The 24149-nt window shown below is 63.6% G+C and carries 25 protein-coding genes; 14 read left to right on the top strand and 11 right to left on the bottom strand.

The genetic code is table 11. The features are described 5' to 3' along the window. Position 1 precedes the first annotated feature (1 nt). The 3 genes from LPW30_RS02760 to LPW30_RS02750 all read right to left on the bottom strand — a co-directional run bounded on the left by LPW30_RS02760 (position 2) and on the right by LPW30_RS02750 (position 4561). Positions 2 to 1627, bottom strand: a complete 1626-nt coding sequence (locus LPW30_RS02760; RefSeq protein ID WP_239680036.1) for a thiamine pyrophosphate-dependent enzyme — start codon at positions 1625 to 1627, stop codon at positions 2 to 4. Between the two features lie 279 nt (positions 1628 to 1906). Further along, complete coding sequence (locus LPW30_RS02755; protein ID WP_025282137.1) at positions 1907 to 2236, bottom strand: high-potential iron-sulfur protein; 330 nt, start codon at positions 2234 to 2236, stop codon at positions 1907 to 1909. Positions 2237 to 2359: 123 nt separating this feature from the next. Then, positions 2360 to 4561: a mechanosensitive ion channel domain-containing protein gene (locus LPW30_RS02750; protein ID WP_051582596.1), complete on the bottom strand. Its 2202-nt coding sequence runs from the start codon at positions 4559 to 4561 to the stop codon at positions 2360 to 2362. Positions 4562 to 4838: 277 nt separating this feature from the next. Here LPW30_RS02750 and LPW30_RS02745 point away from each other — a divergent pair, with 277 nt between their 5' ends. Genes LPW30_RS02745 through LPW30_RS02730 form a run of 4 tightly spaced genes read left to right on the top strand, consistent with a single transcriptional unit; the run spans position 4839 to position 7986 of the window. Continuing rightward, positions 4839 to 5507, top strand: coding sequence for a putative metalloprotease CJM1_0395 family protein (locus LPW30_RS02745; protein WP_239680035.1), 669 nt, complete (start codon positions 4839 to 4841; stop codon positions 5505 to 5507). A gap of 58 nt (positions 5508 to 5565) precedes the next feature. Beyond that, complete coding sequence (locus LPW30_RS02740) at positions 5566 to 5928, top strand: nuclear transport factor 2 family protein (protein ID WP_025282134.1); 363 nt, start codon at positions 5566 to 5568, stop codon at positions 5926 to 5928. 22 nt (positions 5929 to 5950) lie between these two features. Then, positions 5951 to 6508, top strand: a complete 558-nt coding sequence (locus tag LPW30_RS02735; protein WP_051582573.1) for a lipocalin family protein — start codon at positions 5951 to 5953, stop codon at positions 6506 to 6508. Beyond that, positions 6505 to 7986, top strand: a complete 1482-nt coding sequence (locus LPW30_RS02730; protein ID WP_238623628.1) for a helicase HerA-like domain-containing protein — start codon at positions 6505 to 6507, stop codon at positions 7984 to 7986. Before LPW30_RS02735 ends, LPW30_RS02730 begins: the two co-directional genes overlap by 4 nt. A 9-nt stretch (positions 7987 to 7995) precedes the next feature. On the opposite strand, the gene LPW30_RS02725 is transcribed toward LPW30_RS02730, so the two are convergent. Beyond that, on the bottom strand, positions 7996 to 8940 hold the full coding sequence (locus LPW30_RS02725) for a class I SAM-dependent methyltransferase (RefSeq protein WP_239680034.1): 945 nt from the start codon (positions 8938 to 8940) through the stop codon (positions 7996 to 7998). Positions 8941 to 9075: 135 nt separating this feature from the next. Between LPW30_RS02725 and siaA the strand changes: the two genes are divergently transcribed. The 5 genes from siaA (at position 9076) to LPW30_RS02700 (ending at position 13921) form a co-directional block, all read left to right on the top strand. Then, the gene (gene siaA, locus LPW30_RS02720) at positions 9076 to 11127 is read left to right on the top strand and encodes a biofilm regulation protein phosphatase SiaA (RefSeq protein WP_239680033.1); all 2052 of its coding nucleotides are present in this window, start codon (positions 9076 to 9078) and stop codon (positions 11125 to 11127) included. Between the two features lie 22 nt (positions 11128 to 11149). Beyond that, complete coding sequence (gene siaB / locus LPW30_RS02715) at positions 11150 to 11695, top strand: biofilm regulation protein kinase SiaB (protein ID WP_238623625.1); 546 nt, start codon at positions 11150 to 11152, stop codon at positions 11693 to 11695. Continuing rightward, a complete protein-coding gene (gene siaC / locus LPW30_RS02710; RefSeq protein WP_274520598.1) occupies positions 11692 to 12126 on the top strand; it encodes a biofilm regulation phosphoprotein SiaC in 435 nt (144 codons plus the stop codon). Before siaB ends, siaC begins: the two co-directional genes overlap by 4 nt. Then, on the top strand, positions 12119 to 12919 hold the full coding sequence (gene siaD, locus LPW30_RS02705) for a biofilm regulation diguanylate cyclase SiaD (RefSeq protein ID WP_238623624.1): 801 nt from the start codon (positions 12119 to 12121) through the stop codon (positions 12917 to 12919). The genes siaC and siaD overlap by 8 nt, the downstream gene beginning before the upstream one ends. 63 nt (positions 12920 to 12982) lie before the next feature. Beyond that, complete coding sequence (locus LPW30_RS02700; protein ID WP_239680032.1) at positions 12983 to 13921, top strand: calcium/sodium antiporter; 939 nt, start codon at positions 12983 to 12985, stop codon at positions 13919 to 13921. Positions 13922 to 13984: 63 nt separating this feature from the next. Here the strand turns inward: LPW30_RS02700 and LPW30_RS02695 are convergent, their stop codons facing one another. Both LPW30_RS02695 and LPW30_RS02690 read right to left on the bottom strand, forming a co-directional pair. Then, the gene (locus LPW30_RS02695) at positions 13985 to 14320 is read right to left on the bottom strand and encodes a hypothetical protein (protein ID WP_239680031.1); all 336 of its coding nucleotides are present in this window, start codon (positions 14318 to 14320) and stop codon (positions 13985 to 13987) included. Positions 14321 to 14397: 77 nt separating this feature from the next. Then, positions 14398 to 14841, bottom strand: coding sequence for a DUF4168 domain-containing protein (locus tag LPW30_RS02690; protein WP_025282125.1), 444 nt, complete (start codon positions 14839 to 14841; stop codon positions 14398 to 14400). A gap of 288 nt (positions 14842 to 15129) precedes the next feature. Here LPW30_RS02690 and LPW30_RS02685 point away from each other — a divergent pair, with 288 nt between their 5' ends. The 3 genes from LPW30_RS02685 (at position 15130) to LPW30_RS02675 (ending at position 17895) form a co-directional block, all read left to right on the top strand. Further along, positions 15130 to 15711 carry a class I SAM-dependent methyltransferase gene (locus tag LPW30_RS02685; RefSeq protein ID WP_025282124.1) on the top strand — a complete coding sequence of 194 codons (582 nt, stop codon included), beginning with the start codon at positions 15130 to 15132 and terminating at the stop codon, positions 15709 to 15711. Positions 15712 to 15871: 160 nt separating this feature from the next. Continuing rightward, entirely contained in the window at positions 15872 to 16945 is a 1074-nt protein-coding gene (locus tag LPW30_RS02680; protein ID WP_239680030.1) for a cobalamin B12-binding domain-containing protein, read from the top strand. Continuing rightward, positions 16942 to 17895: a GGDEF domain-containing protein gene (locus LPW30_RS02675; protein ID WP_239680029.1), complete on the top strand. Its 954-nt coding sequence runs from the start codon at positions 16942 to 16944 to the stop codon at positions 17893 to 17895. The genes LPW30_RS02680 and LPW30_RS02675 overlap by 4 nt, the downstream gene beginning before the upstream one ends. Before the next feature lie 36 nt (positions 17896 to 17931). Here the strand turns inward: LPW30_RS02675 and soxB are convergent, their stop codons facing one another. The 5 genes from soxB to LPW30_RS02650 form a co-directional block, all read right to left on the bottom strand. Continuing rightward, positions 17932 to 19704 (bottom strand): thiosulfohydrolase SoxB, encoded by a 1773-nt coding sequence (soxB, locus tag LPW30_RS02670; protein ID WP_239680028.1) that lies wholly within the window; start codon positions 19702 to 19704, stop codon positions 17932 to 17934. Positions 19705 to 19977: 273 nt separating this feature from the next. Beyond that, positions 19978 to 20286, bottom strand: a complete 309-nt coding sequence (soxZ, locus tag LPW30_RS02665) for a thiosulfate oxidation carrier complex protein SoxZ (RefSeq protein ID WP_025282120.1) — start codon at positions 20284 to 20286, stop codon at positions 19978 to 19980. Between the two features lie 45 nt (positions 20287 to 20331). Continuing rightward, a complete protein-coding gene (soxY, locus tag LPW30_RS02660; protein ID WP_025282119.1) occupies positions 20332 to 20796 on the bottom strand; it encodes a thiosulfate oxidation carrier protein SoxY in 465 nt (154 codons plus the stop codon). Between the two features lie 240 nt (positions 20797 to 21036). Then, a complete protein-coding gene (locus tag LPW30_RS02655) occupies positions 21037 to 22584 on the bottom strand; it encodes a M48 family metalloprotease (RefSeq protein ID WP_084306704.1) in 1548 nt (515 codons plus the stop codon). After that, on the bottom strand, positions 22527 to 22841 hold the full coding sequence (locus tag LPW30_RS02650) for a hypothetical protein (protein WP_025282117.1): 315 nt from the start codon (positions 22839 to 22841) through the stop codon (positions 22527 to 22529). Before LPW30_RS02650 ends, LPW30_RS02655 begins: the two co-directional genes overlap by 58 nt. Before the next feature lie 377 nt (positions 22842 to 23218). On the opposite strand from LPW30_RS02650, the gene LPW30_RS02645 reads away from it, so the two are divergent. Continuing rightward, positions 23219 to 23449, top strand: coding sequence for a sulfurtransferase TusA family protein (locus tag LPW30_RS02645; protein ID WP_025282116.1), 231 nt, complete (start codon positions 23219 to 23221; stop codon positions 23447 to 23449). A gap of 110 nt (positions 23450 to 23559) precedes the next feature. Then, on the top strand, positions 23560 to 24027 hold the full coding sequence (dsrE2, locus tag LPW30_RS02640) for a sulfur carrier protein DsrE2 (RefSeq protein WP_239680027.1): 468 nt from the start codon (positions 23560 to 23562) through the stop codon (positions 24025 to 24027). Positions 24028 to 24149: the final 122 nt, after the last annotated feature.

The raw sequence follows: 24149 nt of genomic DNA, 5'->3' as shown, positions 1-24149 counted from the left end.
ATCAGTCCGTCATGGCGGCGGCGCACTGGGCCTGCTTCTCCTCCTGGGCCTTCTCGAACTTGCGGATCAGCGGCGCCGCCAGGATGCAGGGGCGCTCGGCGATCATGACGGAGAGCTCGTCCTTTTCCATCATGGCCCGCAGGCGGCCCTCGAAGTCCTCATCCGGTTTTTGAGGATCCACCACTTCCACGTTCTTCACGCCCATGGCGCGGCAGACGGCGGCGAAATCCATCTTGTTGGCGGGTTCGTGGTTCAGGCTGCGCCCGGTGCCGGGATGCTCCTGGCGGCCGGTCATGGCGGTGGTGCTGTTGTCGACGATGAGCACCACATGCCCCGTCGGCGGCGGGTTGTACACCATCTCGGCGATACCCGTCAGGCCGGAATGGACGAAGGTGGAATCGCCGATCACGCTGACCACGCGCCGGGCCTGGTCATCGGGCAGGGTGTGGCGCAATCCCAGACCCACGCCGATGGCGGCGCCCATGCACACGCAGGTGTCCATGGCCTCGAAGGGGGGCAGCACGCCCAGGGTGTAACAGCCGATGTCGCCGGCGACGATGCAGTCCATACGGCTCAGGGCCTCGAAGACCTCCCGGTGGGAGCAGCCCTTGCACAGCTCAGGCGGCTTGCCCCGCGGTGGTTTGGCCTCGGGGGTGGTGTCGCCGGAGAGGATGCGGCGCACCCGGGGCACGTTCAGCTCACTGAAGCGGTACATCTCCGGCTTGCCTTCCACGTCAAGCCCTTCCACCTTCAGGGCCTCGTACAGCAGGTGGTCGCCCTCCTCGATGATCACGCAGCGATCCACGCTGGCAACGAACTCCTTGATGCGCTGCATGGGCAGCGGCCAGGTGAGTCCCAGGGCCAGCATGGTGGCCTCGGGGGCCGCCTCGCGGGCATGCATCACGGCCACGCCCGAGGCGATGATGCCCAGGGAGCGGTCACCCGGGTAGATCCGGTTGAGATCACTCTGCTCGTTCCACTGGGCGATCTCTTCCATCTTGGCGCGCACCTTGTGGTGCGCGGGCCGGGCATAGGCGGGGATCATCACCCGGCCGGGGATGTCGCGTTCATAGCCGGGCTGGATACTGGAGGGACGCTCGGGTCCGGGGCGGACCTCGGTCTTGGCATGACAGATGCGCGTGGTCATGCGCAGGATCACCGGCACCTTCCAGCGTTCGGAAAGTTCAAAGGCGGCCAGGGTGAAATCATAGGCCTCCTGGGCATCGGCCGGTTCCAGCATGGGGACGATGGCGGCGCGGGCGTAATGGCGGTTGTCCTGCTCGTTCTGGCTGGACGCCATGCCCGGGTCATCGGCGGAAACGAGCACCAGGCCGCCGGTCATGTCGATGTAGGCGGCGGTGAACAGGGGGTCGGCGGCCACGTTCACGCCCACGTGCTTCATGGTGGTGAGGCTGCGCGCCCCGGCGAAGGACACGCCCAGGGCCACTTCCAGGGCCACCTTCTCATTGGGCGCCCACTGGGCCGGGCCGCCGATCAGGTCGAAGGCCTCGAGGATTTCGGTGGAGGGAGTGCCGGGGTAACCGGTTCCCAGTTTGACACCGGCATGCAGGGCGGCCAGGGCCACCGCTTCGTTGCCGCTCAGGAGAAGACGTTCGGTCGATGCCATGATCTGCTGCTCAATCTGTCTGTGGGACGACGGAGCCCGGCGACCGACGGCGCGGCAACGCGGGCGACAGCCCGCAAGTCTACATGATTCCTCAATGGGGGAGGAATTTCTGGGGTTTTTTCATGCCCTCACCCCAACCCCTCTCCCGCAAGCGGGAGAGGGGCTTTCATTTTCATGACTGCCTTCCCCGTCGCAGGCGGGAGCCTCTCATTTGGCGCCCTTCTCCCCTCAAAGGAGAAGGGTCGGGGATGAGGGGGAGCGGAGGGCACTATCCCCGGATCAGCGGGCCACCCAGGCGGTGCACCAGCCTTCGGCGGCCACATGCTTGCCCGGGAACACCGCGCAGGGGCCCCATTCCTTGGCATTGGGGTCGGAGTAGAGCATGCAGTTCAGGCAGTTGCTGCCCTCCTTGAACTGGGGATGATCCACTGTGCCCGCATCATGGGTGTAGGCCAGGGCCTGGGCGGAATCGGACTCCGGGTCCAGACGTTCCATGCCGGCCTGCGCGGCGGTGGTCCAGCCCAGGCCGGCCAGGGGCACGGCCACCAGGCCATAGGCACCGAACTGCAGGAAACGGCGGCGGCTCACGTTGTTGCTCAGGGTCTTCATGGTGTGCTCCTTCTCGCATCGAGGCGAATGGCTGTGTCGTTTGGCCCGGATCATTTCTCCAGGCTTCGGGGCCATTATTCGCCTTGTTCCCTGAACGGCACATGAATGAACGCGAGACCCTGTTTATTCCTCGCCTTCGTCGAAGTCCCCCTTGAACTTGGGGTTGGAGCGGGAACGGAAACGGGAGATCCGCGGTGGCGCGGTGGCGTCCTCGTGATCGGTGCCGTCCTCCTCCAGCAGGATCCGGGCCGGCGGTGCCTGGCCGGCCTTGTCTTCGCCAAAGTACAGCGTCATGTGCGGGAACGGGATCTCGATGCCGGCGGCGTCGAAATGGCGCTTGACCAGGCGGTTGTACTCGCGACCCACGGCCCACTGCATGCCAGGTGCGGTCTTGATGCGCACCCGCACGTTCACCGAGCTGTCGGCCAGGGCGGTGACGCCGTGCACCTCCAGGTCGCCCAGGACATTGGGGGCCACCTCCGGCATGCTGCGCAGTTCCGCAAAGGCATCCCGCAGGCGGGCGATCACCTGATCCGTATCCTCCCGGTAGGCCACGCCGTATTCGCCCACGTGATAGCCGAAGTCGCGCATGTAGTTGGAAACGGCGTCCACGGAGGAGAAGGGCATCAGGTGATAGGTGCCGGAGAGGTCCCTGAGCCCCATGGAACGGATGGTGAGGCGTTCCACGGTGCCGGTCATGCCCCCGGCGGTGACCACATCCCCCACGTTCACCGCATTCTCCAACTGTATGAAGACGCCGGTGATCACATCCTGGACCAGCTTCTGGGCCCCGAAACCGATGGCCAGGCCCAGCACGCCGGCACCGGCGATCAGCGGGCCGATGTTGATGCCGATCTCTGCCAGAACCACCATCACCGTCATCACGATCAGGGCAATGGCGATGGCATTGCGGAAAATGGTCAGCAGGGTGCGCGTGCGTGGATTGGGTTCGCCGTCACCTGCAGCCGGGTTGAGCTTGAATTCGATCCAGCTGGCGATCACCAGCCAAAGCAGCATGGCAAAGGCGATGATCAAGGCCACGGCGACGATCTTGCCGATGATCAGGGTGCCACTGTCCGAGGCCACCCACCCAGCCAGGCTGAAGGGGGTCCAGGCATCCAGGATCACACCGGCCACGATGGCCAGGATGGTGAACCGGGTGATCTTAAGGCTCATGGGGATGTAGGCGTTCAGCCGCTCTTCCAGTTGCGGGAACTTGGTCCGGGTATCCTCGGGCAACTGGATGCGACGCAGGATCACCCGGGTGAGAAACGCCGACAGGCCAATGCCCGCCGCCACGGCGATCAGGGTCTGAAAGGTGGCCGCCAGCATGAAGGGCAGGGCCTGTTCCGGGAAGAGCACGGCGGTGCCGAGAATGGCGGCCAGATACACCAGGGCGATCACGTGCCAGGTCTTGGCCACCAGGTTCAGGCTGATCTGGGCAAAGCCGGTTTCCATCCGTTCCGCCAGGGTGATCAGACGATCCTTGACACGCTTGCGGTTCTGCATCACCAGGGCCACACCCTTGAGGAAGGCCATGAAGATGATGATCAGGGCCACGGCGCGGCCCAGTTCCGGCGTCACGGTCTGGTTGACGACCGGCACCACGAACAGCAGGCCATATCCCAGAAAGGCCGCCATGCGCGTGGTCCAGGCGGTCCAGTAGGCGGCCTCCTCGTCGGTGAGGGGCACGGGTCGCAGGCCGGGCCAGCGCTTGGAGAAGACCAGACGGATGGCCGCGCGCAACAACTCCACGATGAGGAAGGCGTTGAGGAAAAGAGTTTCCTGGGCGGTCATCTCGCCCGATGTGCCCAGTACGAACAGGGCAATGGCATAGCCCGTCAGCCAGGCCAGCAGGACAGTGGCCACATCGATGATCAGGGAGGAAATGATGGCCACACCGCGGCGGATGATGCCAACCGTGCCGGTGCGGGAGAACGCGTACCCGTTCAGGCCCCGGTAGGCGAATCGTGCCAGCCAGGAGAGCAGCCACAGGGTGACCAGGGTGGCGGCGATGAGGCCGGCCAGCAGCCCCACCTGCAGGGTCAGATCCATGAGGTCTGCCGTCATGAGTTGTTGCCAGGCCTCGCGACCGGACTGCAGGGCAGCCTCCACCTCCTCAACGGTCCCCTCGGCCAGGGATTGGGTGAGTTGTGCCACCCGGCCCGGCAGCGAGACGGCGGGTTCTGTCTCCTCGGGCTGCACGGCATCCGCCTCCGCCGCACTGCGCCGCAGCTCCGCGATCAGTGCCGCACGGGCCTGGTCGTCCTCGAGAATATCGGCCAGGCGACTGTCTCCGGAAGGAGAGTCGGCCAGCGCGGGCATGGGCAGGATGAGCACGGCTGTCAGCAGTAACAGCAGAACACGGGCGAGCGTCTGGCGTGTGAGGTTCAACCTGGACTCCTTGGCTGCGTAGGGGTGTTCTTGGATGCAGTCGGCGCCTATTTATAACGCATCCGCTGGGGCTGCCTCCACCGTTGAACCCGCATGATCGGTCGTGGCAGCCCTCATGCGGGCCCTACGTCACCTGCCCTTGACACCCTTGATGGCCAGGGCTAGCGTCCTAAAGACTGTTGGCTGACGAGGCCCTCTCGGGCAGGTCATGATGATTGATGGCAGCGTCGCCCCTGTGGCGGCATTCGGGCCCATGATCCGGCCCGATGCACAGCGTGAGTTGCCGCCTTCAGACACCGAGCTGGAGGAGGGGGACGCGCTCGCGCCCGTGGATGAGGCAGAGGAGGGGGAGCAGGCGGGTCCCGAGGCCGATCGCAACCCGCTGGAACTCACCCCCGAGGAGGAACGGGTAGTACGCGAGTTGCAGCAGAGGGATCGTGCCGTGCGTGCCCACGAGCAGGCCCATGTGGCTGCCGGCGGCCAATATGTGACGGCGGCCCCCAGCTATGACTATGAGATGGGCCCCGATGGTCGCCGTTATGCGGTGGGCGGCGAGGTCTCCATCGATACCTCGCGGCCGGCCGACCCGGAAGAGGCCATTGCCAAGGCGCGGGTGGTGTTCAGTGCGGCCATGGCGCCCGTCGACCCCTCCCCCCAGGATTACCGTGTGGCCTCCCAGGCAAGAATGATGGAGGCCGAAGCACGCCGCGAACTGGCCGCCGAACGCCAGGAAGAGATGGCTGAGCGCCGCGATGAAGCCGCACGGGGCGGGGAATCGGCTCGCCTGGAACCCGGTGAGGCCCGTGACCGCCTGGCAGAGGTGTTCGCCGCAGTGGATCGGCCAGCCCCGGAGCCCATGTTCCGGCAGGTGGCTTGAGCGGTCGGGTACACCAGCCCGGCGGTGAGTAGACGCCGTGACCCCATAAGGACCTGCGATGAGTGATCCCCAGACCCTGGCGATGCAGTATCTTGGGGCCATTGAGGCCCATGACTACGACACCGCCCGCGCCTTGCTGTCGAACGAGGACTTTGTCTACAAGAGCCCCATCTCGCGGTTTTCCGATGCCGATGCGTTCGTTGCGCACATGTCGCTCAGTGGCAGCATCGTGCAGCGTATCGAGGTTCGCCGCGCTTTCGTGGACGGGCCGGACGTGTGTCATTTTCTGGTGTTTCATGTGCAGTTATCGGAGAAAATGGCCGTGGATCTGGTGCAGTGGGTGCACGTGGAGGGAGGGCGCATCGATCGGATCGAGGCCTTGTTCGATGCGCACCCATATCGGTTGTTGTTTGAGCCTTAGGCTCTCATCAGGAGGTTGATTGATGCCCCGGCTTTTCGTGCGTTCCCCCTATTGGCTGTTGCCCGCCCTGGCCCTATTCTTGGTGCTGACCGGCTGCACCGGCATCCCCGATGGCGTGAAACCCGTCCAGAACCTGGAGCCGGAGCGCTATCTGGGGACCTGGTATTCCATTGCGCGTCTGGATCACTCGTTTGAACGGGATCTCACCAACGTGACCGCCCATTATGAGTTGCGGGACGATGGTTCCATCCGGGTGGTCAACCGGGGTTATCATCCGGACAAGGAGGAATGGCGTGAGGCCCGAGGTGTGGCCCGGTTCATCGAATCACCCAACGTGGGCCGCTTGAAGGTGTCGTTCTTCGGGCCGTTTTACGGTGGCTACAACCTCATCGCCCTGGACGATGAGGACTACCAGTACGCCATGGTGAGCGGCCCGACCCGTTCCTACCTGTGGATCCTGGCCCGCTCGCCGGACCTGGACGAGGAGATCGTGGACTCACTGGTGGAACAGGCCCGGGAACTGGGTTTCGATGTGGATGACCTCATCTACGTGCAACATGATCAAGGAGACGATGTGTGAATGCTCACCCGCTGTTGATTGGCGCGGCCGATGGCCGCCCCGTGGCCATCACCCCGCGCATGGCCAACCGTCATGGATTGATCGCCGGTGCCACCGGCACCGGCAAGACCATCACCCTGCAGACCCTGGCCCAGTCCTTCTCGGACCTGGGCGTGCCGGTGTTCGTGCCGGACATCAAGGGGGATTTCTCCGGGATCGCCGCCCCGGGTGAACTCAGCGACCGGGTGCGGGAGCGGGCGGCCCAGGTGGGCCTGGACGAGTTGGAGATGCACGGAGCGCCCACGGTCTTCTGGGATGTGTTTGGCGAGCACGGTCACCCCCTGCGCCTGACCGTGGCGGACCTGGGGCCGACCCTGCTGTCCCGCCTGATGAACCTGAACGAGACCCAGAGCGGTCTGATGCAACTGGTGTTTCGGGTGGCCGACGACAAGGGCTGGCTGCTGCTGGACCTGAAGGATCTGCGGGCCATGGTGGGCTGGGTGGGCGAACAGCGACAGGCGCTCTCCCGCGATTACGGCAATATCGCCCCGGCCAGCATCGGTGCCATTCAGCGGGCCCTGCTGAATCTGGAATCCCAGGGGGCGGACGGCTTTTTCGGCGAGCCGGCGGTGACCCTGGAGGACTTCCTGCAAACCGATGAGCAGGGGCGGGGCGTGGTCAACATCCTGCACGCCGAGCGCCTGTATCGCAGCAGCCCTCTGGTGTATTCCACGCTGCTGCTCTGGCTGCTCTCGGAATTGTTCGAGCAACTGCCGGAGGTGGGGGATGCGGACAAGCCCCGCTTCGTGATGTTCTTCGACGAGGCGCATCTGCTGTTCAAGGATGCCCCCCGCTCGCTCACCGATCGCATCGAGCAGGTGGTGCGGCTGATCCGCTCCAAGGGGGTTGGGGTGTACTTTGTCACCCAGAGCCCGCTGGATCTGCCCGAGCCGGTGCTGGGGCAGCTGGGCAATCGCATCCAGCATGCCCTGCGGGCCTTCACGCCGCGGGATCAGCGGGCCGTGCGCACGGCGGCGCAAACCTTCCGGGCCAACCCCAAGCTGAACACGGAGCAGGTGATCATGGAGCTCAGTACCGGATCGGCCCTGGTGTCGGTGCTGGATGAGCAGGGCCAGCCCACACCGGTGGAACGTACCCTGATCCGCCCGCCGGCCAGCCGGATGGGGCCGCTCAGTGATGCGGAGCGTCGCAGCCTGATCCAGCAGTCCCCCCTGGCAGGGGCCTATGACACACCGGTGGACCGCGAGTCGGCCTATCAGATCCTGGAACAACAGGCCAAGGCGGCCCTGAGCGACGCCACGGTGGAGGCCAGTACGCAGCGGGCCGCCCAGACGCGTCGCCAGGGTCGGGCCCCGGCCCGGCGGGGTGACAGCCTGGTGACCGCCACCGCCAAGAGCACCGCCCGGGCCATCGGCACCCAGCTCGGTCGTCAGATCGTCCGGGGCCTGCTGGGCTCACTGACGGGGCGGCGTCGGTAGGCGCGCCCCTCAGGCGCTGGGGCGGGTGATCAGCCAGCAACGATGCGGGCGGCTGCGCCGAAAATCCTCCGGCACGGTCTGGGCCGTGATCTCCCGGGCCTCGCAGGGGGCCAGTTCGTCCTCGTAAAGCCGAAAACCCCGGCGGTTGTTGGAGAAGAACAGCTCGCCGCCTGGGCTGAGCAGGCCCAGGCAGCGGTTGATCATCCAGGGATGATCCCGCTGCACGTCCAGGGTGGCGTCCATGCGCTTGGAGTTGGAGAACGAGGGTGGGTCCAGCACGATCAGGTCATAGCGTGGCCCCAGGGTCGGCGCCGCTTCCATCCACTGCATCACGTCCACCTGCTCCAGGCGATGTTGGGTGGGGTCGATGTGGTTGAGTTCCAGGTTGCGCCGTGACCAGTCCTGGTAGGTGCGGGACATGTCCAGGCTCAGGCTTTCACTGGCGCCGCCAGCGGCGGCATGCACGGTGAAACTGCCGGTGTAGGCAAAGAGGTTCAGAAACCGCCTGCCCCGGCTGCGTTCGCGCACCATGGCCCGCGTCTGTCGATGATCCAGGAACAGGCCGGTGTCCAGGTAGGCATGCAGGTTCACCGAGAAGGCCAGGCCGTCCTCGTGGACGATCATCTCCTGGCCTTCGAGCCCGGTCTTTTCGTACTGGGCCTGGCCCTTCTGGCGCCGTCGCACCTTCATGGCGAGCCTTGTCGGGTCCACCTGAAAGGTCTCGGCTACCTGATCGCGTACCTGCCTCAACCAGGCGCCATATTCGGCATCATCCGCCTCCCAGCGGGTCTCGTACACATGCACATGGGGCACTCCCGCGTACACGTCGATGGCCACGGGGCATTCAGGGATGTCGCGGTCGTAGACACGGAAACACTCGATCCCGCGCCGGCGGGCCCATTTGCTCCAGTGGCGCAGGTTCTTGTTCAGTCGGTTGGTGAAGGCGTTGTTCATCCCCTCATTATGCACGGATGCGCCTCCGTTGATCCTTGTTGATCCATGCAGGGTTGAGGGTCCGGTTGGCTGGTCCGTCGCGGGTGCGGGGGGTATGATGCCCGCTGATAGGGAATACAGTGAGGCAGCACGGCAATGCGCATCAACAGTCTGGGACTGAGGGCCAAGTCCATGCTGGCCCTGGGGCTGGCCTGCGTCATTGCCATGGTGCCGGCGGGCTTGGTCGGCTGGAGTGTCCTGGAGGGGGTGCGTGCGTACTTCGGCGAGGCCTTCGCCGAGAACTTCACCCGGCTCAATCGGGAACAGATCCTTGCCCCCGTCTCCCGGGAACTGGCCCTGTCCATGCGCCTGGCCGACTCCCATGTGACCCGCCGATGGCTGCTGGACAAGGATGATCCGGACAAGCGTGACCTGTTCTTTGCCGAGGCGGAAGGGTACCGACGGGATTTTCGGGATCAGTCCTACTTTCTGGTCAGCGCGCAGAGTGGCCACTACTACTTCAATGACGCCGGCGAGGCTTTCAGCGACAAGCCCCGCTACACCCTCGATCCTGATAACCCGGACGATGCGTGGTTCTTCAATACCCTGGACCAGGAGGCGGACTACAACATCAACGTCAATCCGGACGTACAGCTGGGCACCACCCGGGTGTGGATCAACGTGCTGGTGCAGGAGGGCGAACAACGCATGGGTCTGGCCGGCACAGGCCTGGATCTGAGCGGTTTTCTGGCGGAGTTCATCCACGATCATCCCGAGGGCGTCACGCCCATGATCCTGGACCGTAATGGCGCCATTCAGGCCCACCCTGACCCGGAACTGATCAGTTTTGGTTCCACCACCGGTTCCCCGGGGGAGGGGCAGGCGATCATCACCCTGGCCGGACAATTCTCCGGCTCTGAAGACCGTGACCGGCTGGAGCGGGCCATGGCGATGGCTAAGGCCACACCGGATCAGGTGCCGTTGCTCGCCGTGAACCTGGACGGGCGCGAGCAACTTCTGGCCCTGGCCTATGCGCCGGAACTGAAATGGCACGTGGTCACCGCCGTGGATCTGGGGCTGGCGCCGGTGATGGAGGGGGCCTGGCTGCGTGGCGGCATGCTGGCCGTCGCCTTCATCCTGGTGATCATGCTGCTGGGGTTTGGCCTGGCGGTGGATCGTCTGCTGCTCAGACCCATCCGGGATCTGCGGCAATCCGCCGGTGCCATCGCCCAGGGAGATTATCAGGTGTCGTTGCCGCAGGCCGGGCGAGATGAACTGGGGGACTTGAGTCGTGCCTTTGCCATCATGGCACAGCGGGTACAGAACCATACCAAGGAACTGGAGGAGAGGGTCGAGGAGCGAACCGCGCGCCTGCGGCAGAGCAATCTGGAGATGGCCGCCGCCCAGCGTCAGATTCGCGAATCCATCGATTCAGCCAGCCTCATCCAGAGGGCCATCCTGCCCGATGCCCGCCTGCGGGACCGTTTTGGTCCCCATCATTTCGTGCTCTGGCGCCCACGGGATGTGGTGGGTGGCGATTTCTACGTGTTTCATCACGACCAGCGGGACCGCTACCTGGTGGGCGTGGTGGACTGTGCCGGCCACGGGGTGCCCGGCGCCCTGATGACCATGCTGGCCCGAAGCGCCCTGGATCAGGCGGTGAATCATCTGGGTGTGGATTCCCCGGCCGCCGTGCTCTCCCATGCCGACGCCACCATACGTGAAATGATGCAGGATGCGGATTCCCAGCGGGAGGTGACCACCCATATGGACGTGGGACTGGCTAATGTGGATCTGGAACGGGGGGTGCTGCGCTATGCGGGTGCCCGGATCAGCCTTTACCGTAGCGACGGTAACCGGGTGGAAACGGTCAAGGGTGGCAGACGGGCGCTGGGGGACCGGCGCGTGGGCCAGTACCAGGACACCGAGCTGCCCCTGGATTACGCCAGCACCTATTACCTGGTGACGGATGGTTACCTGGATCAGGCAGGGGGTGAAGCCGGCTACGGTCTGGGGCAGACCCAGTTCAAGGCCCTGATACTGGCCCATGCCCGGCGGCCCATGCCGGATCAGGCTGCGGCCCTGGAGCGGGCCCTGGAGGATTACCGGGGGGAGTACGAACAGCGGGATGATGTCACCGTGCTGGCCTTCCGCCTGGGGGCAGGGGGTGCCCCAACGAGCGAAACCGTCATATCATCACCCTCATGACCCTTGAGGATCCACTGCATCCATGTCCAGCATCGACCTGTACGGTCTGCGCAGTCAGTTCAATCGGGACCAGATCCTGTTGTGCTTCAATGGCCCCATCTCCCGCAGCCTGATTGAGGAGATCGGTAATGCCCTGAGGAACTACCTGGAGGCGGATCGCGCCGGACCCGGTGCGGCCATGGATGTGTTCGCCATCTATATCGAACTGACCCAGAACATCCGCCACTATGTGAGCCGCATGGGTTACAGCGACCGGGATGGCACGGCAACGGTTGTGGTGGCGCGTGATGACCAGGGGCGGTATGTGATCATGGCCGGTAACCTGGTTGAGCCAGAGCACGGCCAGACGCTCATGGAACGGGTGCAATCCCTGGCGGCCCTGGACAAGGCCGAGCTCAAGGCCGCCTACAAGGCCCAGCTGCGCAAGCCCCGCGAGCCGGGTGCGCTCTCGGGCGCCGGGCTGGGCCTGACCGATGTGGCTCGCAAGTCGGTGGAACCCTTGAGTGCGCGACTTTCCACCCTTGAAGGGGATCAACGGGTGTTTTTCAGTCTGCGGGCGGTGATATGACCCTACAACGACGACAAGACCAGGCAGCCATGCAGTCAGCCATCAGCGATCTGGATGTCCCGGAAACCCAGTCGACGCCGTCCATCTCCAGCCATTGGGGGAGGGGGGAGTTGTGCATGAAGGGCAATTCCTACCCGGAAAACTCCTTCGAGTTCTTCGGCCAGGTGTTCGCCTGGATCGAGGCCTATCTCGCCGGGGATAACGGCCCGCTGACCCTGCAGCTGTTGCTGATCTACATGAACACGAGCAGCGTCAAGGCCATGATGGATATCCTGGATCTGCTGGAGGAAGCCCACGGGCAGGGCCGGAAGGTGGAAGTGAACTGGCTCTATGACCCGCGCAACGAGCGCGTGATGGAGATGGCAGAGGAATTCCGTGAGGATTACACCTTTCCGTTCCATATCGTGCCCACCCCGGATGAGGATGACTAAGACGCGACCACCGCAGGCCGGCCCGGAAATCCTCGAGCAGGTACAGGCCCTGCTGGAGGATCCGGACCTCCAGGGTCATCCGCTTCATGAGGCCCTGGCACAGCTGCGGGACTACGCACTGGCCCAGGATCAGCGCCTGGAGCGGCTGATGCGTATCAGCGATGGCTATCATCTGCTGGAGCGCAACCACACCCAGAGCCTGGCCGATCGTTGCGACAGGCAATTGCGGCGCATGCATAAGCTGGCGCGCATCTCGGATCAGTATCAGAAGAACCTTTGGGAAGTCACCGAAAGCCTGCGGGAAGCCGCCAACCAGGACCCGCTGACCGGCCTGGCCAACCGCCGGTTTCTCATGGAACGTCTCAAGGACGAGATTCAACGGGCCGAGCGCAAGCACACCCCCCTGGTCCTGTGCCTGATGGACGTGGACCATTTCAAGCGCATCAATGACCGATTCGGCCATGAAGTGGGTGACACGGCGCTGTGCGAGATCGCTGGCGCGGTGCGCCAGGGCGTGCGCCGGTATGACGTGTATGGTCGCTGGGGTGGCGAGGAGTTCCTGCTGGTGTTGCCGCAGACCAGCCTCGCCGAGGCCGGGGCAGTGATTGACCGGGTGCGTCAGGAGATAGGTGGCATCACCGTGGGGGAGGATGAGTCCCTGAGCCTCTCCGCCAGCTTTGGCTATACCTGCCTGCGTGTGGGCGAGGATCCCAACGATATCCTCAAGCGCGCCGACATCGCCCTGTTCCGCGCCAAGGAGGCCGGCCGCAATCGGGTGGAGCAGGAGCTCTGACCCTCACGCCCTGGCGGTCTGTGCGATACTCCGGCCCCCATCCTGATCCGGAAGATTCGCATCATGTTGCTTGCGCTTTTCTTGCTGTTGCTGGGCGTGGCCCTGTTGACCTACGGCGCCGATCGCCTGGTGGCCGGCAGCAGCGCCATCGCCCTGCGCACGGGGGTTTCCCCCCTCCTGATCGGACTGACGGTGGTGGCCTTTGCCACCAGCAGCCCCGAGCTGGTGGTCAGTATCATGGCGGCCCTTCAGGGGCAGTCGGCCATCGCCGTGGGCAACGTGGTGGGGTCAAATATTGCCAATCTGGGTCTGGTGCTGGCTGCGGCGGCACTGCTCTACCCGGTGCGCTGTGAACAGGAGACCTTCAAAAGGGAACTGCCGGTGATGGTGGGCGCCGTGGCCTTGCCGTTCATTCTGCTCTACAACGGCATGATCACCCGTATTGAGGGCATGGCGCTGCTGCTTCTGCTGGTGGCCTTCGTGGCCTGGCAGGTGCATCTGGCCCGGCGTCAGATGGCGGGCCATCAGGTGGCGGAAGAGGTGGGGGCCTATGCGGGGATTACCGTGGGTCGGGCGGCCCTCTTCGTGGTCTTCGGGACGGGCTGTCTATACGTGGGTTCCGAGGCCTTCTTGAGTGGCGCCATCACCATTGGTCGGGCCCTGGGGGTGAGCGAGGCGGTAATCGGTCTGACCCTGGTCTCCGTGGGCACCAGTTTGCCGGAACTGGCCACCACCGTGGCGGCTGCCTTCAAGCGTGAAACCGGCATGGTGCTGGGCAACATCATCGGTTCCAACGTCTTCAACGTGCTGGCGGTGCTGGGCATCACCGCCACCATCATCCCGCTGGGGGCCGGCGGCATTTCCTACGTGGATCTGTCGGTGATGCTGCTGTTCGCGCTGGTGGTCTGGATGGTCTTCGCCTGGCGGCGTGACATGGGGCGTCTCTTCGGGGTGCTCCTGTTGGGGGCTTACCTGGCCTATCTGGCCTGGCTGCTGGTCTAGCGGCCTGCCTTGAAAAGCGCAGGCCCCGCCTTCGGGCGGGACCTGCCGTGGGATGAAACGGACTCAGCGGTCCAGATCTTCACCCTCGGGGGCTTCCATGTCCATGTCACTTTCGGGCGGTGCACCCATCCCATCGTCCGGGGGGGGAGCGCCCATTCCATCATCCGGCGGCGGGGCTCCCATCCCGTCATCGGCGGGCGGTGCGCCCATGCCGTCATCCGGAGGCGGTGCGCCCATGCCATCATCCGGCGGTGCACCCATGCCCTCCTGTTGCTCCATGTCTGGCTGATCGGCCGGCTCGAAGGGCTCGTCCATCTCCGGGCCCGGGTCGCCACAGCCCACCAGCAGGGCCAGCGGGACGGCGGCGAGCACGCCCAGGGTTTTCTTCACGTGTTTCATGGTGCCACTCCTATCGGGATTGACCAGGATCCCGGCCAGCGCCGGGCCGGCCGGGGTAGGCTTAATGATCTGCTGCGTTACAGGCGATCCTGGGTACGCTCGATCACCTCTTCAAGGCGCTCGGGGTCACCCTGCAGGGCCATGGCCACTTCGTTGTATTCCTCCACGTTCATGCCATTGGCCTCGACGGCCTCAACCATCTTTTCCTGAGCTTCCTGATGGATGGCCTGTGCTGCTGCCTGGTCTTCGGCGGCATCCAGCTGCTGGGCAAAGTCTTCCTCAATCTTCTGGACTTCCACGAAGACATCCACAAAGTCGTCGATCACCTGGTCGGTGAGCTCCACCGTGGGTTCGGGGGCGGCGCCAGGGGCGGCTGCGCCGCCGGCATCAGGAGGGGTGCCTTGCTGGGCATCCGGCGGGGCGCCGCCAGCATCATCGCCGAAGCCTTGAGCAGCAGCCGTGCCACCGAGAGCGAAGAGGGAAGTGATGGCCAGGGTCAAGGCTGTCTTGCGTAATGTCATTGATTGCTCCCATTGGGTTGGTGAAATGACAACCAAGGCTAAGCAGGAGATGTGCCAACTGAGTTATTGCGTTGTGAATGTCATCATGAACAGTCACTTATGGGCCTGATGTCACGATGTCTCCGGGGCGGTTGCCCAGGCCGCAGGCGTATCAAAACAGCACATGCGCACAAAGGGTGGTGTCACATCGGCAAAGGCCGGCGCGTGAGTTGGCGTAAGTCAGGTGCATTGACCCTGGAGACCTTGGGGACTATGTTGATCCCACCCCATCCCCAAGGGTCGTGTCCCATGCCCAGAGTCGATAACGAGGCCTTCTACCGCCGTGCCATGGCGGACCACGGGGCGACGCCACAGGGGCTGCACTGGCGCTCGGCCTACACTCAGACGGCGCGGTTTGTTGCATTGGCCCGCTGCCTGCCCGAGGACCTCAGTAGCACAACCCTGGTGGATGCCGGTTGTGGGTTCGGAGACCTCTATAACTTTTTGTGTGAGCACCGTGGCCCACCCGCCGGGTATGTTGGTCTGGAGGTGTGCGAGCCCATGATCCAGACAGCCCGTGAGCGCACGGGATGCCAGATATGGTTGATGGATGTACTAAAGGACCCCCTGCCCAAGGCAGACTTCTATCTATGCAGCGGCGCCATGAACAATCTCACCCGGGATGAAACGGGGCGCTTCATTCAGCACTGCTACGGTGCCACGCGGCAGGCCTTTGTATTCAATCTTCTCAAGGGCCAGCCGGGGCCATCACGCTTCAACTACTATCTGCCGGAGGAGATTCGGGCACACGGGGAGGCGCTGGGGGCACGAGTGGAGATCCTCGAAGACTATCTGGACAACGACTTCACCGCTGCCTTTTACAAGATATAGCCAGAGATATGGCAGGGTGATGAGATTTGACATACAGGGCAAGCTGCCCGGACGTGATTCCCGACAATGCCTGGCGGCGTCACAATGATGTAATCTGGACCTTGTCTCAAGACCACCCCAGTCCATCGTGCCAACACATCCAAAAACAACGCATCCCCCCTTGCCGGTAGAGGAAGTCGCGGCGGAGGCCTTTCGTGCGCGCCGTGGCCAACTGGTCAATGCCGTGGCCTTTCGGATGGGGCAGGATTCCCGGCTAGGGGAATGGCTGGGCAGTCATTCGCCAAGGCTGATGGATAGCACCCGTCGCCACCATGCCGCCTTCATGGGCGAGGTCATGGCGGGGAACGACGCTCGGCTGCTGGAGCAGGCCCTGGCCTGGGTATATGCCACGTATCATAATCAGGGCGTGTCCTTCGAGTTCTTTCTCCACGAGTGGAAAACCTGGGGGGACGTGATCACCGAGATCCTGCCCGCGCGGGAGGCCGAGGCGATCCTGCCCATTTATGAGTGGATGGTGCAGCACCATGATGAGCTCATCGAGGCCGCGCACCAGTACCGCACACGGCGGGTGTCCGTACAGCCTTGCTGGGAGGAAGACTATCAGTACATCGTCGACCACCTTATCCAGGGAGATACGACGGGCGTGATCGATCGCTGCCATGGCCTGTTGCTGGATGGAATGCCCTATGAATCGCTGCTGCAAAACCTGTTCTATCCGGCCATGGTGGATGTGGGGGCCCGCTGGGAGGCCGGTCAATTGTCGGTGACCATGGAGCACCAGACCACGGCCATGGTCTATCGAGTGCTGGCAGCACTTTATTACGACCAACCGTTTCCCGAGAGCGACCGGGGTCGCGGGCTGGTGTCTCCCGTGTCCAACGAGTTCCACGAGATGGGTTCCTGGATGCTGGCCGTGAGCCTGGAACTGGATGGTTGGGATATCACCTTGCTTACCGCCGATACGCCTCCCGAAACCCTGGTGGCCACGGTGCTGGATGAACGCCCTCGTTTCGTGGCCTTGTCGGTCACGCTGGTGGGTAATGTGGCCGAGGCCCGGGCCACCGTGGCCAGTTTGCGGGCGGCCCTGGGGCCGGATGATGCCACCCCCATCGTGGTCGGTGGCCAGGCCTTTCAGGACGCTCCCTGGCTGGTGCAGTCGGTCAACGCGGATCTGCATCTTGAGAGTGCCACGGCCGCGGTGGCCTGGGCCCGAAGCCTGGGTGACCCCGCTTGAGACCGGGTACCCGCGATACGCCGCCAGGGCCCGATCTGGTCGGAGCCTTGTACGACTACGTGGTGAATTCGGGACGTTTGCTGGTGCTGGAGGTGGGACGGGACGGCCGGATCATCTGCGCCAATGGCGCCTTCAGGTCTCGTTATGCGGGTTTTGCGGATGTGCGCGGAGAGCCAATTGCCCATTTTTTCAGTGACGAAGATGGGCCCGTGGACATTGAGCCCGGTGAGGCACAGAAAAAGACCGTGGCCCGGGTGTTTCGCGCGGCGGCGGAGGGGGAGCGTTGCCTGTTTCACGCCTATCCCCTGGATGGGCACACCCTGCTGATAGGCGAAGTGGCCGAGTCTGACGATCATGAAGTGGTAGCCCGTATGGGCAACCTCACCCTGGACATGTCCCGGCTGGTGCGTGACCTGAGGCGGGCCAACCGGGATCTGGCCCGGGTGAATGCCTTGAACGAGGAACTGGCCCGTACCGACGGGCTCACCCGCCTGGCAAATCGTCGCCATTTTCTGGAGCGACTTGAGTCCGGTGTGGCCCAGGCCAGGAGCCGGCAGCATCGATTGTCCATCCTGATGATCGATCTGGATCACTTCAAGCGGGTGAACGATACCTACGGTCACGCAGCGGGAGATCGGGTGCTCGTGGCCTTTGCCGATTTGCTGCGCGCCCTGGTGCGGGTGTCGGATCTGCCGGGGCGTCTGGGTGGTGAGGAGTTCGGTCTGTACATGTTCGACACCTCGTTGGACGTGGCCATGAAGGTGGGTGAGCGTTTGCGGGCGCGGACCCGGGAGTTGCAACCTCTGGGTGATGATTTCAGGCCCAGTACCAGCATTGGCGCAGCCGAATGGCGAGCAACGGAGGATGTGGACTCCCTGATACAGCGGGCAGACGCGGCCATGTACAGGGCGAAGGAGAATGGGCGTAACCGGGTGGTGGCAGACCGATAGGGTGAGGGGGCTCGCCCCTCACCCCACTCCCTGCATTCAAACTGACGAAAGCCCCGGGTTACCCTCGACTCCCCGCAGCTTCGGCTCGTTCAGTTCGCTGATGGACACCGTCTCGTGGTCGCGCAGGTGGTCGGTCACCACATCCCAGATCTTGCGACCGGTGTCGCCTGCAGGCTGCTCCTGCACGCTGGCCCAGCCGGCCACCACGTAATTCTGGTTGGGGTCGATGGGCTTGCCGTTCAGTTCCATGTCGGCAATGCGCTCGCCAATGGAGCGGGTGGGGTCGATGCTGTATTTCAGGCCACCCACCCGCACCATGTCGCCCCCCTGCTGGTAGAAGGGATCCGCGTTGTAGAGGTTGTCGGCCACGTCCTCCAGGATCTCCTTGATCATGGCGCCGCTCATCTCATTGCGGGTCACTGCCGGATAGGTGAGGCCGGTCTGGTCCATGATGTGCTCGAAGGTGATGGGCATGCCCGGCAGCACCGTGGTGCCCCAGCGGAAGCCCGGGGAGAAGGCGATCTCGGCATCCACCTGCTCCATCAGGGCATCGCAGATGAGCTGATCGAAGGTGCCGTTGAAATTGCCGCGCCGGTAGAGCAGGTCCTCGCTCACCGCCAACTCTTCCGAGAGCCTGTCCTTCATGTTGAAGGTCTGGCCATCAAAGGTGACCTCCTGGTCGCGCACCTGTTCAATGTAGCGGGCCATGTCCGGGTCCGGCTCGATCAGGTTGGCAAACACCGGCAGCAGCCGGTACTGGTAATCGCGAATGCGGCCATCCCGGAAGTTCAGATCCAGCACGCCCAGGAACTTGCCGTTGGAACCCCCGTTGGTGACCAGGCAGATGCCACCCTCCGGCCCCTTCACCTCCAACGGGGCAGGGACCGCGTCGTGGGTATGCCCGCCCATGATGGCGTCGATACCGTCCACCACCTGGGCCAGCTTGATGTCCACGTCCATGCCGTTGTGGGACAGCAGGATCACCACTTCCGCCCCCTCGGCCCGGGCATCGTTCACGGTATCCTGCATCTCCCGCTGGCGGATGCCGAAGGACCATTCGGGGATCATGTGGCGCGGGTTGGCGATGGGGGTGTAGGGGAAGGCCTGGCCGATCACGGCCACGTTGACGCCATTCATCTCGCGGATGGTATACGGCTTGAAGATGCGGTCGCCCCAGTCCACGTCCACCACGTTCTGGGCCAGGAATTCGATGTGACCGGCGAAGTCGTTTTCCAGGATCTCACGCACCCGGTCGGCACCGAAGGTGTACTCCCAATGGCCGGTCATGATGTCCACGCCCAGTTTCAGCTGTGCATCCACCATGTCCTGTGCGTTGGTCCACAGGCCCGTGCCCGAACCGCCACCCCAGGTGTCGCCCCCGTCCAGGAGCAGGGCGCCCGGACGCTGATCTCGGATCTTCTTCACCAGTGTGGCCAGATGGGCAAAGCCCCCCACGCGGCCGTAGTGTTCCGCGAGTTTCACGTAGTCCAGGTAGGTATAGGCATGGGAGAGCAGGCCGGGATGGTCAATGCCATAGTGCTCCAGCAGGTTCTTGCCCACCAGGTGCGGTGGGCGGCCATTCATGTCGGCCACTCCCAGGTTGACATGGGGCTCACGGAAATACACGGGCAGCAACTGGCCGTGGCAGTCGGTGTAATGCAGGATCGAGACATTGCCCTTGGGAGGCAACTCATAAGGATCACCGGGATTCTTGCTGGCAGCCCCGAGGCGGGCACAGGCGGGCAGTGAGAAACCGGCCACACCGGCGGCGGCGAGGATCTGCAGAAATTCTCGGCGGGACAGATTCATCTAGCTTCCTCCAGACATGATGCGCCGTTGTCCGGCGTCTTTCCCATGCAAAGAAAAGCCCGGCGAAAACCGGGCTTGCTCAAATGGCAGGTATGATTATGTTGTGTTCCTGCCGTGATCCGCCAACGCTCTGGATGGTCGGATCGCTCCTCCTGGTGGCCGTTCCCGTGGGAACGAATGGCGCGACGTACTGCAAGACTTGTGATCGGACTAACCTGTGATCGGACGGCCCGCGAAGCCTGCGGGGCGCCCGGTCTCATGATCTTGTGACGGTTAGCTGATCCGCACCTGAGTGCTGTCCGATTCCCCGTTGTTGTCCACCCAGGAGATATCCAGGGTGTCGCCGGAGGAGGCACCCTCGAACTGGAAGGACAGATAGGGATTGCGGGAGATGGCCGGGCCCCAGTTAGCGGTGAGGATCTCGCGATCCCCCAAACTGGCTTTGACCTCGGTGATGTAATGGGCAGGAATGGTGTTACCGCCGCTGTCGGTTCTCTGACCGGTCTCCATGGGATGACTGATCAGGGCGCGGACATTGGTTACACCGTCACTGAGCTGAGCGCGTACGCGAATGCTGGACATGGCAGGTTCTCCTGGTTTGGGCCTGGGGGTGCGCGGTCTGGTGGATCAGCCGCCGCAACCGCCGATGGTGACCTTGACTTCCCGCGAGCTGCTGTACAGCTGCCCGTTGGACTTGAGCACGGCAACAATGTCCGAGCTCTCGCCCATCTTGATGCGGGTAGCCACGTAGGCCTTGGTGCCCTCGCCCAACTTGTAGCTGGAGGTCAGCGGGGTGTTGTTGGCGGCCGCCAGGATGGCGATGTCCGTCACGCCGGTGAGGCTGGATTCCACAGTGATGGGAACGACGGCACCGTTTTCTGCCAGTTCCGGAGCGCTGATGGTGATGTCACCCGAGTCGTGGCTGTCCGACCCCATCACGGATTGCAGCGCATCGCTGATTGATCCCGCCTCGAAACCCTCCCGGGCACTGGCCAGTACGGTGCTGGGTGTGAGCAGGCCGGCGCCTACGGCCACCCCCACGGTGCCTGCCGCCAGGGTGCCCTTGAGAAACACTCGACGCTTGCTGTTCATGTGGTCTCCTCCAGTTATTTCAATGCGGGGCCTTGCCTGGCCCGTTAACCCATCCCTGAGGATTCGGGGTTGGATCGATCACTCGATCTCATGGTGTGGCAAGCCCTTCAAGCGGCGTGCCAATCTGCGATTCAGATTGCTTTGACGGATCACAATTCACAGCGTACCTAACTAAATCTTTTTTACAAGTGTTTTTTAGTTATATGCGAAATGTCGAATATCAGGATATGCTGAAGTGGTCTATCGGTCGTCCGTAAAACGCATGGCAATGTCCCTTTTGCTGCGTACCCGGGCCTCCAGGTGCGGGGTGAGGTCCGGTGACGCCAGGGCGCGATCCAGCTGTCTGACCGCCTCCCGGTACTGTCCATGATGAAAATAATATTCTGCCATGCTCTCGTGGCTGATCACCTGGCGATTGGCGCGAGCGGCGGCATCGGCCCGCAGGCGCAGCAGTTCCGGGGGCGGGTGATCCGCTTCCAGCAGTCGGTCGAGCACCTGAATGGCCTGGTGATGGTGGCCGGCGTCTTTCAGGGCCCTGGCGTAGGTCTGAGCCACGGGCAGGTAACCGGGATAGATGTCGTGCAGCCGCTCCAGGGTCTCGAGCGCCCGCGGGTGATCCGGGTTCCGGCCCTCCATATGGACTTCCGCCCGAGCAAGTTCCACGTACAGCGCCAGACTCTCGTTGTCCGAGGTGTCGATCCGCTCCAGGGCCGCCAGCGCCCGGTCTCGCTGCCCGCGCTCGTTCCGGGCAAGGGCATAGCCATAGAGTTGTTCCGGCGTGGGGGGCTCACCGTCATTTCGCCGTTCGTGAAGACTGATCGTGCGCGAGGGGTCCTGGAGTGCCTGGATACGAGCCCGAATCAGCCGGAACTCCTGGGAGTCGCTGCGGTAGTCTCCCTCGTACTGATCGGCGCGTGCGCGACTGTCGCTGATGCGGTTGCTGGTCACCGGGTGAGTGCGCAGGTACTCGGGAACGGCCTCAGCCAGCCCGCCACTGAGTTGCTGTAGACGTTCGAAGAAGCTGGGCATGGCCTGGGGATCGAAGCCGGTGGCCGCCAGGATGGAGATGCCGATGCGGTCGGCCTCCTGCTCGTTGGCGCGTGTGAAGTTGATTCGCGCCTGAGCACTGCCGGCCATGCCGCCGACAATGGCCGCCTGGCCCAATTCCGGGGCATACGCACTGGCAATGATGCCCGCCAGGATGGCCAGGCCTGCCGCCAGGTCGATGCGGGTGCTTCCGGCGTAGGCGCGAGCGATGTGGCGCTGGGTGACGTGGGCGATTTCGTGGGCCAGCACGGCCGCCAGTTCGGCCTCGTTGCGGGTGGCCTCGATCAGGCCGGTGTTGACCCCGACGATGCCGCCGGGCATGGCAAAGGCGTTGATGCCATCGTCTTCCACCACCAAAAAGGTGAAGTTGGGGTGCCCATCCGGGGCGCTGGAGACCAGACGCTGGCCCACGGCCTCCACATATCCCAGCAGTTGTGGGTCCTTGCTCAGGGGCAGGTTGCGGCGCACCTCCCGCAGTAGCGAGCGGCCCAGTTGCTGCTCCTGGGAGGGGGACAGCATGGCCGAGGAGGGGTCGCCGATCTCCGGCAGGGATACCTGGGCCGGCGCATGCACGGGCCACAGCAGGGCCAGGCAGAGCAGGGCGGTGACCAGTCGCGCCCAGAGGCGGGGGGCGTGTGCGCCCCGCCCTCGTTGCGACGGGCCGTGTCCGCGAGTGGTGTCGTCTACTTGCCCAGTCCCGGGGACGAAGAATAGGCGGCCATGGAACTTCGGTTTTCCCATAATTTCGGCTTTAACATGGCTTCGGGCAGCATGAAGCGTTTCTTGTCGGATACCGGCAGCGTGCGCACCACCCGCGCCACATCCTTATAAGGGATCTTGAACAGCAGGCCGGACTGGGCGCCGCCGTCGGTGCGGCGGGCGATCATGTCCTGGTCGAAGAGCTGGTGGACATACAGGTTGGCGGGCCGGAGCCGGCCATTGGTGTCACGCAGGGTGACAGCGTACTGGGTGTCAACGGCAAAGGCTTTCTTGTCCATGGTCTGGGGGTCCTCGGCTGATGTGGCGGGGATGGTCCCGGCCCGCTGAACACTACCACGCCTCAGACATCGACGCGGCCCCTTGGTTCAGGAGCGCAATCCCCGCATGAAATTTCCAGAGCGTCTAATTATATGTTGTCTTAGTATATGCTAATACGGTAACGTGTGTCGCAATTGAGTTGTCGCAAATCAACTCGGGCCGACCGGCTATAAGTATGATGCTTCAAGGGATAAAAAATCCTTAAGACGCCAAAGCCCCGGAGCCTGGCGCATTCATGCGATGATCTGGCGGCGAAGGCTTTTCCACATAACATTGGGGACATTGCCGCGGTTGCATCAGAATGCCGCTCGTCCCGCGCTAGAGGAGTGATTGAACCATGGCTGATTTCGACCAGGAACTGGATGCCTCCGGACTGAACTGCCCGCTGCCCATTCTGCGCGCCAAGAAGGCCCTGGCCTCCCTGTCCAGCGGACAGGTGTTGCACATCATCGCCACAGACCCGGGCGCGGTGAAGGACTTCGAGGCCTTTGCCAAGCAGACCGGCAACGAGTTGATGGAGCACAAGGAAGAGGGCGGCAAGTTCTACTTCCTGATGCGCAAGTCCTGACAAGGGCTGCGTGGCCGTCGCCCCGCGACGGCCATCTCGATCAAGAGCCCCTGGATCAAGGGCCAATGACCTGGCAGTTCAAGCAGGCAGATTTAAGGAGGTTGTAGGACGTGTCGGAAAAGAAACTCGCCATCATCGCCACCAAGGGTACCCTGGACTGGGCCTACCCCCCTTTCATCCTGGCCTCGACGGCCGCTGCCCTGGGTTACCAGGTGCAGGTCTTCTTCACCTTTTACGGCCTTCAACTGCTGAAGAAAAAGCCGGATCTGCAGGTGACGTCGCTGGGTAATCCGGGCATGCCCATGCCCATGCCGATGCCCGTGCTGCTGCAGGCCCTGCCCGGCATGCAGGGCATGATGACTTCCATGATGAAGAAGAAGATGAAGTCCAAGGGCGTGGCCAGCGTGGAAGAGCTGCGGGAGATGTGCCTGGAGGCCGACGTGAAGATGGTGGCCTGTCAGATGACCGTGGATCTGTTCGACATGGCCCGGGACGACTTCATCGAAGGCATCGACTATGGCGGTGCCGCCACCTTTTTCGAGTTCGCCGGCGACTCGGATATCTGCCTGTACGTGTAACGGCTCGCGAAGTCCTGGAAATGGTCTAGACTTCCTGAACAACTGAAAAGTTGACAGTTTTACTAGGGCATAGATCCATAACGCCCCGCGATATGCAAAGAGGTATCTCATGGCAACCTATG

The sequence above is a fragment of the Ectothiorhodospira variabilis genome, assembly GCF_022227625.1.
GTDB lineage: Bacteria > Pseudomonadota > Gammaproteobacteria > Ectothiorhodospirales > Ectothiorhodospiraceae > Ectothiorhodospira > Ectothiorhodospira haloalkaliphila.
This window is presented reverse-complemented; position numbering and strand designations above follow the sequence as displayed.

Coding starts and splice junctions, on each gene's coding strand:
- LPW30_RS02760 (WP_239680036.1), bottom strand. CDS start 1,627: ATGGCATCGACCGAACGTCTTCTCCTGAGCGGCAACGAAGCGGTGGCC.
- LPW30_RS02755 (WP_025282137.1), bottom strand. CDS start 2,236: ATGAAGACCCTGAGCAACAACGTGAGCCGCCGCCGTTTCCTGCAGTTC.
- LPW30_RS02750 (WP_051582596.1), bottom strand. CDS start 4,561: ATGCCCGCGCTGGCCGACTCTCCTTCCGGAGACAGTCGCCTGGCCGAT.
- LPW30_RS02745 (WP_239680035.1), top strand. CDS start 4,839: ATGATGATTGATGGCAGCGTCGCCCCTGTGGCGGCATTCGGGCCCATG.
- LPW30_RS02740 (WP_025282134.1), top strand. CDS start 5,566: ATGAGTGATCCCCAGACCCTGGCGATGCAGTATCTTGGGGCCATTGAG.
- LPW30_RS02735 (WP_051582573.1), top strand. CDS start 5,951: ATGCCCCGGCTTTTCGTGCGTTCCCCCTATTGGCTGTTGCCCGCCCTG.
- LPW30_RS02725 (WP_239680034.1), bottom strand. CDS start 8,940: ATGAACAACGCCTTCACCAACCGACTGAACAAGAACCTGCGCCACTGG.
- siaA (WP_239680033.1), top strand. CDS start 9,076: ATGCGCATCAACAGTCTGGGACTGAGGGCCAAGTCCATGCTGGCCCTG.
- siaB (WP_238623625.1), top strand. CDS start 11,150: ATGTCCAGCATCGACCTGTACGGTCTGCGCAGTCAGTTCAATCGGGAC.
- siaC (WP_274520598.1), top strand. CDS start 11,692: ATGACCCTACAACGACGACAAGACCAGGCAGCCATGCAGTCAGCCATC.
- siaD (WP_238623624.1), top strand. CDS start 12,119: ATGACTAAGACGCGACCACCGCAGGCCGGCCCGGAAATCCTCGAGCAG.
- LPW30_RS02700 (WP_239680032.1), top strand. CDS start 12,983: ATGTTGCTTGCGCTTTTCTTGCTGTTGCTGGGCGTGGCCCTGTTGACC.
- LPW30_RS02695 (WP_239680031.1), bottom strand. CDS start 14,320: ATGAAACACGTGAAGAAAACCCTGGGCGTGCTCGCCGCCGTCCCGCTG.
- LPW30_RS02690 (WP_025282125.1), bottom strand. CDS start 14,841: ATGACATTACGCAAGACAGCCTTGACCCTGGCCATCACTTCCCTCTTC.
- LPW30_RS02685 (WP_025282124.1), top strand. CDS start 15,130: ATGCCCAGAGTCGATAACGAGGCCTTCTACCGCCGTGCCATGGCGGAC.
- soxB (WP_239680028.1), bottom strand. CDS start 19,704: ATGAATCTGTCCCGCCGAGAATTTCTGCAGATCCTCGCCGCCGCCGGT.
- soxZ (WP_025282120.1), bottom strand. CDS start 20,286: ATGTCCAGCATTCGCGTACGCGCTCAGCTCAGTGACGGTGTAACCAAT.
- soxY (WP_025282119.1), bottom strand. CDS start 20,796: ATGAACAGCAAGCGTCGAGTGTTTCTCAAGGGCACCCTGGCGGCAGGC.
- LPW30_RS02655 (WP_084306704.1), bottom strand. CDS start 22,584: ATGGGAAAACCGAAGTTCCATGGCCGCCTATTCTTCGTCCCCGGGACT.
- LPW30_RS02650 (WP_025282117.1), bottom strand. CDS start 22,841: ATGGACAAGAAAGCCTTTGCCGTTGACACCCAGTACGCTGTCACCCTG.
- LPW30_RS02645 (WP_025282116.1), top strand. CDS start 23,219: ATGGCTGATTTCGACCAGGAACTGGATGCCTCCGGACTGAACTGCCCG.